This window comes from Bacillus sp. EAC (assembly GCF_002156875.1).
Lineage (GTDB): Bacteria > Bacillota > Bacilli > Bacillales > Bacillaceae_G > Gottfriedia.
Genome location: NZ_NCSY01000006.1, coordinates 23755 through 36336, shown reverse-complemented (window position 1 = coordinate 36336; position 12582 = coordinate 23755). Strand labels below are relative to the sequence as shown.

Sequence of the window (12582 nt, the reverse complement as noted above, 5' to 3'; positions counted from 1 at the left end):
ATGCGTAAGATAGTTGTTGGTACAAGAAAAAGTAAATTAGCCCTAACACAAACAAAATGGTTTGTTGAAAAGCTAAAGCAAGTTGCACCAGATTATGAATTTGAATTAAAAGAAATCGTTACAAAAGGTGACGTTATACTTGATGTAACTCTTTCAAAAGTTGGTGGTAAAGGTTTATTCGTTAAAGAAATTGAACACGCAATGTTGACGAAGGAAATCGATTTAGCAGTACATAGTATGAAAGATATGCCTGCAATTTTACCAGAAGGCTTAATAATTGGTTGTACGCCTAAACGAGTAGATCCACGAGACGCTTTACTTTCAAATAGTGGTAAAGGATTAATGGAGTTAGAAAAAGGTGCGATTGTTGGTACAAGTAGTTTAAGAAGAAGTGCGCAAATTAAAGCAGTTCGCCCAGATCTACAAATTAAATGGATACGTGGAAATATAGATACACGAATTCAAAAATTGAAAGATAATGAATATGATGCAATCATTTTAGCAGCTGCAGGTTTAACAAGAATGGGCTGGGCTGAAGAAAGTATCACTGAATATATTGATGAATCTATCTGCGTTCCAGCAGTTGGTCAAGGATCTCTTGCAATTGAATGTCGTGAAGATGATTTAGAAATTCGTGAATTACTTAATAGATTAAATGATGATTTAACCTATACAACTGTTGAGGCAGAGCGCGTTTTCCTACATAAAATGGAAGGCGGATGCCAGGTTCCTATCGCAGGCTTTGCTACGATTAATGAACAAAAAGAGATTACATTAACTGCATTAGTTGCAAAACCAGACGGTACGACAATTCTAAAGGAAACTGTAAAAGGTACTAACCCTGAAGAAATCGGAGAAACAGCAGCGAATCTATTAATTGAACGTGGAGCAAAAGATATTATTGATTCTGTAAAAGAGGAAGCGAATGAGTAATTCCTTAAGTGGAATGAACATTTTAGTAACAAGGGCAGAACACCAGGCTATTGAATTAAACAATCTAATTCAACAGTCTGGTGGAAATCCTATTAATCTTCCTCTTCAGAAAGTAAGACCAATTCCAATTTCAGTTCCTGAACTAAAAAATTTAATAAATGAAGCTGAATGGATTTTATTTACTAGTGTTAATTCCGTAGAATACTTTGTGCAAAATATTACAAACGAATTAAATGAGCTAATTAGTCAAATAAAAATTGGTGCTGTCGGAGAAAAAACGAAGTTATATTTAGAAAAATTTGGCTTCAACGTATCGTTTATTCCAAGCATTTATACTGGTAAAGCATTAGCTACTGAGTTAAATGAAAATGTGAAAAAAGGGACCAAATTTTTATTTATACGGGGTTCTTTAGCAAGTGAAACCGTACCAAAAATTCTTAGTGAAAATTTTCATTCTGTATCATTGCTAACGATTTATGAAACGATCCCTAACGTAAGCATTAAAAATGATCTCATACAGTTATTAGTTGAAAAAAAGGTAGATGTGATAACATTTTTAAACCCGTTTAGTATAGAACAGTTTTGTAATTTAATAGATGGGTCTATTAAAATTAATGATTTAGAAAACTTAAAAATAGCGTGTATTGGGGAAGTAAGTGCTTTAGCTGCTACTAAAAAAGGTTTTAAGTCTATTTTAGTTCCAAATAAATTTACAATTGAATCACTAATACAAAAAATCATAGAGGACGTTGTAAAATAATGTCATTCTATAGGATATGAAGGAGAGAAAAATGAATTATTCTATTCCGTTTGATCGTCACCGTCGTTTAAGAAAAACACCAGCATTACGCTCAATGGTGAGAGAAACTCATTTACATAAAGAAGATTTTATTTATCCATTATTTGTAGTAGAAGGCGAAAATGTTAAAAATCCAATTAGTTCTATGCCTGGAGTATTTCAATTTTCACTAGATGAATTGAAAAAAGAAATTGATGAAATTGTTTCTTTAGGAATTCAGTCAGTTATTTTCTTTGGAATTCCAGATGTTAAGGACGCAGTTGGTTCAGAAGCTTATTGCTCGACGGGTATTGTTCAAAGAGCGATTACACAAACTAAAGAACAATATCCTGAACTTGTAGTAATTGCTGATACTTGTTTATGTGAATATACGGATCATGGACACTGTGGCGTTTTAGAAGGTGATTACGTAAATAACGATGAATCATTAGTATTGTTAGCGAAAACAGCAGTAAGTCAAGCTCAAGCAGGAGCGGATATCATTGCACCTTCAAATATGATGGATGGTTTTGTTGCAACAATTAGACATGCTTTAGATGAAGCTGGCTTTGATCATATTCCAATTATGTCTTATGCAGTTAAGTATGCATCTGCATTTTATGGCCCATTCCGTGAAGCAGCTCAAAGTGCACCTGGAAAAGGAGATCGAAAAGCATATCAAATGGATCCAGCTAATCGTTTAGAAGCTTTCCGTGAAGCTGAATCTGATACTGTTGAAGGTGCTGACTTTTTAATTATTAAACCAGCTCTTTCTTACTTAGATATTATTCGTGATATTCGAAATAACTTCCATCAACCAATCGTTGCTTATAATGTTAGTGGAGAATATGCAATGGTTAAAGCGGCTGCTTTAAATGGTTGGATTGAAGAAGAAAAGATTGTAATGGAAAAATTAATAAGCATGAAACGTGCAGGTGCAGATATGATAATGACATACCACGCTAAAGATGCTTGTAGATGGATGTCAGAAGGGAAGTAATTAAAAATGAGATCATACAATAAGTCGATTGAAGCGTTTGAAGAAGCGAAACAAGTACTTCCTGGTGGAGTAAATAGTCCGGTTCGAGCTTTTAAAAGTGTAAATATGTCTCCTATTTTCATGAGTCATGGTAAAGGCTCTAAAATTTATGATATAGATGGTAATGAATATATAGATTATGTACTATCATGGGGTCCTTTAATTTTAGGTCATTCAAATGAACGTGTTGTTGAAGGCTTAAAACGTACAGCAGAAACTGGTACTAGCTTTGGTGCACCTACTTTAAAAGAGACAGAATTAGCTAAACTTGTTATCGAGAGAGTACCATCAATTGAAGTTGTGAGAATGGTTAACTCAGGTACAGAAGCTACAATGAGTGCATTACGTCTTGCACGCGGATTCACTGGAAAGAACAAGATATTGAAATTTGAAGGCTGCTACCACGGACATGGTGATTCATTATTAATTAAAGCCGGTTCTGGTGTAGCAACTCTTGGTTTACCAGATAGTCCTGGTGTTCCAGCTGGCGTAGCGGCAAATACAATAACTGTTCCATATAATGATCTTCAAAGTGTTCGCTATGCTTTTGAACAATTTGGTGAAGACTTAGCAGCAATTATAGTTGAACCAGTTGCAGGAAATATGGGAGTTGTTCCACCTGTTGAAGGTTTTTTACAAGGATTACGTGAACTAACAACAGAGTATGGTGCTTTATTAATATTTGATGAGGTTATGACTGGTTTCCGTGTAGGATATAATTGCGCACAAGGACATTTTGGTGTAACACCAGATATAACATGTTTAGGTAAAGTAATCGGTGGAGGACTTCCTGTCGGTGCATATGGTGGTCGAGCTGAAATAATGAATCAAATTGCTCCAAGTGGTCCGATCTATCAAGCAGGAACACTTTCAGGAAATCCATTAGCAATGACTGCAGGCTATGAAACACTAAGTCAGTTATCTGAAGAAGACTATGTAGAGTTTAACCGAAAAGCAGATATGTTAGAAGCAGGCTATAAATCAGCAGCAGAAAAATACAATATACCACATTGCATTAATCGTGCAGGTTCAATGGTTGGTTTCTTCTTTACAAATGAAAAAGTTAATAATTACGAAGCAGCTAAAACATCAGATTTAGATATGTTTGCTAAGTACTATCAGTTAATGGCAGAACAAGGTGTATTCTTACCACCTTCACAATTTGAAGGATTGTTCCTTTCGACTTCACATTCTGATGAAGACATTCAGAAAACGATTGCTGCAACTGAATATGCTTTTTCTCAATTAAGTAAATAATTTTTAAAAACCCTTAAATGAAAAATTTAAGGGTTTTTTATTTATGCTTTGGTTAACTTTCCACTCCAAAATGCTCGCTACCTTCCTCAGCATCGGAGTCTTACAGGTCCTGCAACTTCCACAGTTGTCTTTCACTTTATGCTCCAGTCATTTTCTTTTTCAATAGTATGTTTTAATCATAACTTTTGAAAAAACATCTAATAGATAAGAGCATTACATATAAATGAGTATTGTATATATGAAAATCGTAAAAAATTATTTAAGTCATTTAACTACGTAAGTTCAATTCTGCTTGAAATTTTTCATATTTTGTACTTAATATGAATCTTTTCTTCATATTTTTTTCACTTCTTTCATAAAAATGTAATGTCATAGACCAAATTGGACGATGAGAGGAGGACATTAACGTGTCTTCAGAAAACCAAACAAATATTCGTTTTTCATTGAAAGAAACTGTCTGGTTCCAAAAAGGACAGGAAGTTAAAGAGGTAAGGTCACTCTCGCTTAATCCAGACATTACTATACAGCAATTCGATGAGTACGTACAAGTGAAGGGTGTCTTGACCTTAGAAGGTAATTATTCACCTGATCAAGCAGACCAAGGTGATTATATTTCTCTTAGAGAATTAGCGCCTTCCAGATTAGTAGAGGATGTTGTATTACTTGAAGATGGTAGTTATGAGTTAAGGCATCAATTTCCAGTCGATATTTCAATACCATTAACGAGAATCACTGATCTTGAAAATCTATGCGTGTCGGTAGAAACATTCGATTATCAATTAGCTGAAAAAGGCAGTATTCAAATAGCAGCTGATTTATGTATTTCTGGTCTTCATGATAATCGAGCGGTAGACAATTACCACGAACAAAGGGCCCATGAACAGTATAATGCTTATAATTACAGTAATGATTACCGTACAAGTAATGACGAAGAAAATGAGGAGAATCGAGAACAGGAAGAACAATTCCAGTTCTTTAATCAACCGCCTACAGATTTAACTGAAGAAAAAGATAATCTTTACGGTAGTGATTGGATTCAGTCACTTGAAGAGGAGCAAGAAGTGGAAGTGCAGACTTATCCTCAGCAACCTACTTATTTAGAAGTGTTTAGACCTGCTGAAGTAGAACAAGTGCAGGATGAAAATTCTAATCAATCTCAAACATATTTAGAAGAGGAAGACAGCTCGCCGTATGTCTATAATGCTGAACTTTCTAATGAACAAACATTGGAATTTGAATTTGAGGAACAAAATCAAGAAAATACGGTGAATGATAATAATTTTGTTTATAATCAAGAGCAATCTGTAGAGCAAACACAAGAATATCAGGAGCTATATCGTGAAAATAATGATATAGCTGAACAGGACTTACATGCAAATACCGAATCTACGCCATATCCAAGTTTTAATAATGGATTCAATATTCAACCTAATATACTAAATAATGAGGTCAATCAAAGACCGAGTTTTTTAAATAATGATTATTCAGCTTTGCAAAACTATGCGAATAATACTCAAAATGAAACGCAGAACTTTGAAGAACAATTCAATCAAGAACAATACAATCGTTCAGTTGAACAAAGTCATCAGCAGTATTTTAATAATCAATTCCAACAGCCGCCATTTAATTATAATCAGCAACCTTATTATCAAAATCCTTTTCCACAAGGAAACCAGGCAATTCCATATGCAAATCCTAATGATATTCGTCAAACACCTCCATATTATGCAGAATATTATCAAGCTCAAGTTGAACAGGAACAGGTTCACGTCGAGCATATAGATGACAATAATAATGCAGAGGCGCAAGAAAGCGATAATAGAAGTAAAGTGAGAAGTGATAATTTACTCACAAGTCTATTTACTGGAGAAGGTAAAGAAGAATCTTACTCGAAATTAAAACTATATTTAGCACAAAATGGAGATACTGTTGAATCTGTTGCAAAAAAATACAATTTGCAAACACAACAATTGAATAGAGTTAATAATTTAAACGATGAGTTTTTATCGGAAGGTCAAATTATTTATATTCCGATAACTGCAATAAAACAATAATAATATGATTTAAGCTTTGTATTAGATTAGATACTTGTCTACTAATACAAGGCTTTTACTCATTTAGAAAGAGAGAGTGACGCAAAAATGTATACGAAACCTAAAGATGAAATAAGCGTCATTTTAGCTCAATATCATATTGTTCCAAACTACTTTGAAACTGTTGGAAAAGTAGTGAAAGTCTATACAAATCAAGGAGTTTTTGCCTTAAAAGAAGCGAATGCAAATCGAGTATATCGAAATAATTTAGTCGCAAATGTTCGTTCCTTACAAGATAAAGGTTTTCGAAATGTCGTACCGATATATCATACACAAAATGGCGATTATGTAGTTGAGTATAATACAAAGCACTATTATCTAATGCCATGGATCGAGAATGTTGATTCAAGATCAGATGAGAACTTACACTTTCAGAGGATGTTTACCTCCTTAGGGAAAATGCATAATCGAACACAAAAAGAGAAAAAAGTGGATAAAGAGCAATTGCAAACACATTTTGATAAATTAACAAGCAGATGGAGCAAAGATAAAGAAGTATTAGAAACATTTATAGAATCAGCAGAAAGTAATTGGTATATGTCACCGTACGAATTAAGTTATTGCACATATTTTCATAAAGTGTTGAGTGCACACAATTTTGCAAAAGCCCAATTAGAAGAATGGTATAAAAAAATGAAAGAAACTGAAAATACGAGAATTGTTATGAATCACGGAAGTTTATCTATCTCGCACTTTTTAGTAAATGAAAGAGGGGAAGGAGTATTTATTAATTTAGAGAATGCGCAAGAAACCACACCAATACAGGACTTAACAAATTACTATAAGTCTTCTTTTAAAACCTACCCGATTCAACAGACTGAACGGAATAATTGGCTGAAAATGTACGAAAAAAATTTCTCTTTAAGAGAAGAGGAAAAACTATTATTTATGAGTTATATGGCATATCCAACCCAATTTTCTAATAAAATTTCAGCTTATATGAAACGCTCAGGAGCGAAGAACGAAAAAGAAAATGTAAAAAATCTTTTGCATTCGTTTTGGCATATGAATAATATAGAATTTTTCGTTTCAAAAATACGAGAAGAAATTGAAGCAGCTAAGGCTGTGGATATAGATATGTAAAACCCATCTATCATTTCGATTAGATGGGTTTCTTGTACTTTTGATTAATTGATAAATAAATTTGTATGAACAATAAAATTATTTACAATAACGTTTAATTGTTTTAACTAAGTTAGTACGTACAAATATCTTGTCTGTAATTTGCTCTTTTGAAAATGAGATTCTTACATTCGATTCATCAGTTCCTAATGATTCTGAGAATAATCCAGATAATCCTTTTGCTTTACGGTCAACCTGAAGAATAATATCAACTGTTTTTTCAAAGCTTAAATAGTTAATTTCTAATTCATCAAGTTTTCCTCTAAATTCACCATTCATTGGGTAAAATTCAAATTCTTGAATAATTTTACCGTATTTCTTTTTATTTTCGCTTTCTCTTAAAACGAAGCCCTCTTCTTGTAATGCTTGTATGACTGTTTTTAAGCCAGCAGAAGGAATGATTTGAATACCGTCTGCATCATATTGGTCAACTGCTTTATCAATTTCTAGGTGAGTTTTGATCCATATATAGGATTTGTGAATCGATACCGGTGTATTTTCAGATAATGTAAAGAAGAATGGAATTACAACTTCTTCATTTTCTTTAATGATTCGATCAACCGACACGATAACTTTTTGTAACGTACCATTCTGAAAATATGTTTTATCGTTCGTTTCTACTTCATATTCTGTCATTACATGTAAATAAACAGATTCAAGTTCTTGTTTAACTTTTCCGCCCTTTATATGTAACTCACCTTTTACTCGTTCTCCCGCTTGATATTCTTTCTTTTCAAGCTTTGTATCGATACGTGTTCCTCCTATTCCAAGAACACGAGCTAATGTATTTTTAAATAAACCCATGAATATCCCCCTTAAATATTATATCTAGATACTATACAATTATCGCATAATTAAATAAGTACTAGTATATGTGAATGTTAAAAATTCATTACAATTCCTTTTCTAATTTGAATTATCGATTAAAAAACCTGGTACAATATTGACAGTTTGTGAATAATCTAGAAAGAAAATAGAAATACTGTTGACTAAAGATAAGTAAATTTTGTAGACTATTACATATATTCATATTGAAATGCGTAGATAGGGAAGAGTACAACAAACTAGTTCTTCAGAGAGGAAACCAATTGGTGGGAGGTTTCTAGAAAAAAGAGTTGGAATGTCGCCCTTGAGCAGTGGCTTCGAAAACTTTTAGTGAATAGAAGTTACCGGATGATCCGTTATCTTTTTTAAGTGTGTCAGATTAAAGAAATTCTGGTTTTCTGACAAAAAAAGGTGGTACCGCGAATCTAACTCCATTCGTCCTTTTCAGGGATGAATGGAGTTTTTTTATTTTCAATAATTTAGAGGAGATGTAGAAGATGGAAACAAAACAGCAATCATTACCAACAAAATATGATCCAAGTTTAGTTGAAAAAGATCGTTACCAATTTTGGTTAGATGGAAAGTTTTTTGAAGCACAAGTAGAATCGGAGAAACCGAAATATACAATCGTAATTCCACCACCGAATGTAACAGGAAAATTACATTTAGGTCATGCCTGGGACACTACTTTACAAGATATTCTTACTCGCGCAAAACGTATGCAAGGATATGACGTATTATACTTACCAGGAATGGATCACGCTGGAATCGCTACTCAAGCTAAGGTTGAAGGGAAATTACGTGAAGAAGGCGTATCAAGATACGACTTAGGCCGTGAAAAGTTTCTTGAAAAAGCTTGGGAATGGAAAGAAGAATATGCGTCTCACATTCGTGCTCAGTGGGAAAAAATTGGTTTAGGCTTAGATTATTCACGTGAACGCTTTACATTGGATGAAGGGTTATCTGATGCTGTTAAACAAGTATTCGTAAAGCTTTATAACAAAGGCTTAATTTATCGTGGAGAGTATATAATCAACTGGGATCCTGCGACAAAAACTGCTTTATCAGATATTGAAGTAATTTATAAAGATGTTCAAGGTGCATTCTATCATATGCAATATCCTTTAACAGATGGATCTGGAATAATTCAAATTGCAACTACTCGTCCTGAAACAATGTTAGGTGATACTGCAATTGCCGTACACCCAGAAGACGATAGATATAAGTCAATGATTGGTAAAACTGTAATGCTTCCAATCGTTAATCGCGAAATTCCAATTATTGCTGATGACTATGTAGATATGGAATTTGGTACTGGAGTAGTAAAAATTACACCTGCACATGATCCGAATGATTTTGAAGTTGGAAATCGTCATGACTTACCACGCATTCTAGTAATGAATGAAGATGGTACGATGAACGAAAAAGCAGGGAAATACAATGGAATGGATCGTTTTGAATGCCGTAAACAAATTGTAAAGGATTTACAAGAGATGGGCGTTCTTGTACAGATTGAAGAACATATGCATTCAGTTGGTCATAGTGAACGAAGCGGTGCTGTTGTTGAACCGTATTTATCAACTCAATGGTTTGTTAAAATGCAACCACTAGCAGATGCTGCTGTTGCATTACAAAACTCTGATGAGAGTGTAAAATTTGTTCCAGATCGTTTTGAGAAAACGTACCTACGTTGGATGGAAAACATTCGCGATTGGTGTATTTCACGTCAGTTATGGTGGGGACATCGAATCCCAGCTTGGTACCATAAAGAAACTGGAGAAATATATGTAAATCAAGAGCCACCTGCAGATATTGAAAACTGGAACCAAGATAATGATGTATTAGATACATGGTTTAGTTCAGCATTATGGCCATTCTCTACATTAGGTTGGCCAAATGAAGAAAGTAAAGACTTCCAAGCTTACTTCCCAACAAATGTTTTAGTAACTGGTTATGACATTATTTTCTTCTGGGTATCTCGTATGATTTTCCAAGGAATTGAGTTTACTGGACAACGACCATTTAACGATGTATTAATTCACGGGTTAGTACGCGATGAACAAGGACGTAAAATGAGTAAATCACTTGGTAATGGTGTTGATCCAATGGATGTAATTGAAAAATACGGAGCAGATTCATTACGTTATTTCTTAACTACAGGAAGTGCACCAGGTCAAGACTTACGTTTCAGCATTGAAAAAGTTGAAGCTACTTGGAACTTTGTAAATAAAATTTGGAATGCGTCAAGATTTGCGTTAATGAATATGGAAGGTTTCACATATGAAAAAATCGATTTAACAAAAGAAAAATCTGTTGCCGATGAATGGATTTTAACTCGTTTAAATGAAACAATTGAAAGTGTTACTTCATTAATTGATCGTTATGAGTTTGGTGAAGTTGGCCGTGTACTATACAATTTCATCTGGGACGATGTTTGTGATTGGTATATTGAAATGGCTAAAATTCCTTTATACGGTGAAAATGAAGATGCTAAAAATATGACACGCTCAGTTTTAGCATACGTTTTAGAAAGTACGATGAAACTTTTACATCCGTTTATGCCTTTCGTAACTGAAGAAATTTGGCAATCACTTCCACATCAAGGGGAGTCAATTACTGTTTCAGCTTGGCCGATCGTAAATGAAAAACTAACAAACAAAACTGCATCTGAAACGATGAAAATATTAGTTGAACTAATCCGTTCAGTTCGTAATATCCGAGCTGAAGTTAACACACCTATGAGCAAGAAAATCCAATTAATGATTTCTGCTAAGGATGAAAATATTGCAACTGCATTAGAAGAGAATCGTTCTTATATCGAACGTTTCTGTAATCCAGAAGAATTAACAATTTCGACTAATTTAACTGCTCCTGAAAAATGTATGTCAGCAGTAATAAGTGGAGCGGAAATTTATCTTCCTCTTGAAGGATTAATTAATCTTGATGAAGAGAAAAAACGTTTAGAAAAAGAATTGGAAAAATGGACGAGTGAAGTAGAGCGCGTTCAAAAGAAATTAAGCAATCAAGGATTCGTTGCTAAAGCACCAGAAGCAGTAATTGAAGAAGAGCGTAAAAAAGAAAAAGACTATCTTGAAAAACAAGAAGCTGTTAGACTTCGTATTGCAGAATTAAGTAAATAAAGATTAAAAACGACGAATAAAGAGACATCTTATTCGTCGTTTTTTACGATAAAGGTAGGGATACAATGGTTATCACATATGAAGAAGCACTTAATTGGATGCTAAACAGAACTAAGTTCGGTATCGTTCCAGGTTTACAAAGGATGGAGGAAATGTTAACTAGATTAAATAATCCTCAAGAAAAAGTAAAAGTAGTTCATGTTGCAGGTACAAACGGAAAAGGTTCTACAATTTCTTATCTTCAAAGTATTCTATTGGAAGCTGGTTATACAGTTGGTACATTTACATCTCCATATATCATTGAATACCGTGAACAAATAATGTTTTGTGGTGAAATGATTCAAGAAGAAGTTTTTATTCAATTAGTAAATCATTTCATTCCGATTGTTGAAGAAGTTGAGAAATTACCATGTGGTGCCCCAACAGAATTTGAAATCATTACAGCTATGGCATTTTATTACTTTGGTGAAATAAGAGAGCACGATTTATTTTTAGTAGAAGTGGGTCTAGGCGGATTAGAAGATTGTACAAATGTCATGACGCCGTTATTAAGTATCATTACAAGTATAGGTCATGATCATCATCAAATACTTGGAGATACAATAGAAGAAATTACTTTTCATAAAGCAGGAATTATCAAAGAGGGGATTCCTACAATTACTGCAGAATTAAAAGAGGAAGCACTAAACATTATTAGAAATATGGCGATAAAGAATGGGGCAGTACTTTACGAATTTGGAAAACATATATCAGTTCAGCATATAAACAATGATAATGGAGAAAAATTCACCTATTATGGGATAAATACTTCCATTGAAAATGTTGAAATTTCTATGCTTGGTAAACACCAAATAAGAAATGCATCATGCGCTTTGATGGCGATTGAAATCTTAAGTAAAAAATATAATATGAAATTTAGTGCAAATGACATTAAAGCAGGTTTGAAAAGAGCACATAAACCTGGAAGATTAGAAATTCTTACCTCTGAGCCTATGGTAGTAATTGATGGTGCACATAATGTAGAAGGAATAAAAAGTTTAGTTGAAACGATAAAGACACATTTTGAGCGTGAAGAAATAAAGATTTTATTCTCTGCATTAAAAGATAAAGAAGTAGAAGAGATGGTAGCAGCATTGCGAGAAATAGCAAAAGATATAACAATTACAACCTTTCAATTCCCTAGAGCAATGTCAGAAAAAGAATTAATTGAGTGTGCTGTGGAATTAAATTTAACATATGAAAATGATTATCGTATAGCAATTGATAATAATTTAAAAAAAATTCAAAAAAATGGGACTTTATTAATAACTGGTTCTTTATATTTTATCTCAAATGTGAGAAAATATTTATTATCTAAAAACGTTTAGACATTATTATAAGAAGGGACGTCAAATC

The 12582-nt window shown here is 33.4% G+C and carries 9 protein-coding genes and 1 other annotated feature; of the genes, 8 read left to right on the top strand and 1 reads right to left on the bottom strand.

What is annotated here, in order from left to right; all coding sequences use genetic code 11:
* The 6 genes from hemC to ysxE all read left to right on the top strand — a co-directional run bounded on the left by hemC (position 1) and on the right by ysxE (position 7183).
* A complete protein-coding gene (gene hemC, locus B7R65_RS11310) occupies positions 1-933 on the top strand; it encodes a hydroxymethylbilane synthase (protein WP_088042898.1) in 933 nt (310 codons plus the stop codon).
* Positions 926-1693, top strand: a complete 768-nt coding sequence (locus B7R65_RS11305) for a uroporphyrinogen-III synthase (RefSeq protein WP_088042897.1) — start codon at positions 926-928, stop codon at positions 1691-1693. Before hemC ends, B7R65_RS11305 begins: the two co-directional genes overlap by 8 nt.
* A 31-nt stretch (positions 1694-1724) precedes the next feature.
* Complete coding sequence (gene hemB / locus B7R65_RS11300) at positions 1725-2711, top strand: porphobilinogen synthase (RefSeq protein ID WP_088042896.1); 987 nt, start codon at positions 1725-1727, stop codon at positions 2709-2711.
* 6 nt (positions 2712-2717) lie between these two features.
* Positions 2718-4007, top strand: coding sequence for a glutamate-1-semialdehyde 2,1-aminomutase (hemL, locus tag B7R65_RS11295; protein ID WP_088042895.1), 1290 nt, complete (start codon positions 2718-2720; stop codon positions 4005-4007).
* A 407-nt stretch (positions 4008-4414) separates the two neighbouring features.
* Entirely contained in the window at positions 4415-6061 is a 1647-nt protein-coding gene (locus tag B7R65_RS11290; protein WP_179194844.1) for a LysM peptidoglycan-binding domain-containing protein, read from the top strand.
* 87 nt (positions 6062-6148) lie between these two features.
* A complete protein-coding gene (gene ysxE, locus B7R65_RS11285; protein WP_088042893.1) occupies positions 6149-7183 on the top strand; it encodes a spore coat protein YsxE in 1035 nt (344 codons plus the stop codon).
* A gap of 78 nt (positions 7184-7261) precedes the next feature.
* Here ysxE and B7R65_RS11280 read toward each other — a convergent pair whose 3' ends face one another.
* Entirely contained in the window at positions 7262-8026 is a 765-nt protein-coding gene (locus B7R65_RS11280) for a sporulation protein (RefSeq protein ID WP_088042892.1), read from the bottom strand.
* A gap of 228 nt (positions 8027-8254) precedes the next feature.
* Positions 8255-8493, top strand: a binding site (T-box leader).
* A gap of 51 nt (positions 8494-8544) precedes the next feature.
* Here B7R65_RS11280 and B7R65_RS11275 point away from each other — a divergent pair.
* Positions 8545-11187 carry a valine--tRNA ligase gene (locus B7R65_RS11275; protein ID WP_088042891.1) on the top strand — a complete coding sequence of 881 codons (2643 nt, stop codon included), beginning with the start codon at positions 8545-8547 and terminating at the stop codon, positions 11185-11187.
* A 65-nt stretch (positions 11188-11252) separates the two neighbouring features.
* Entirely contained in the window at positions 11253-12554 is a 1302-nt protein-coding gene (locus B7R65_RS11270) for a bifunctional folylpolyglutamate synthase/dihydrofolate synthase (protein WP_088042890.1), read from the top strand.
* The last annotated feature ends 28 nt before the right edge of the window (positions 12555-12582 follow it).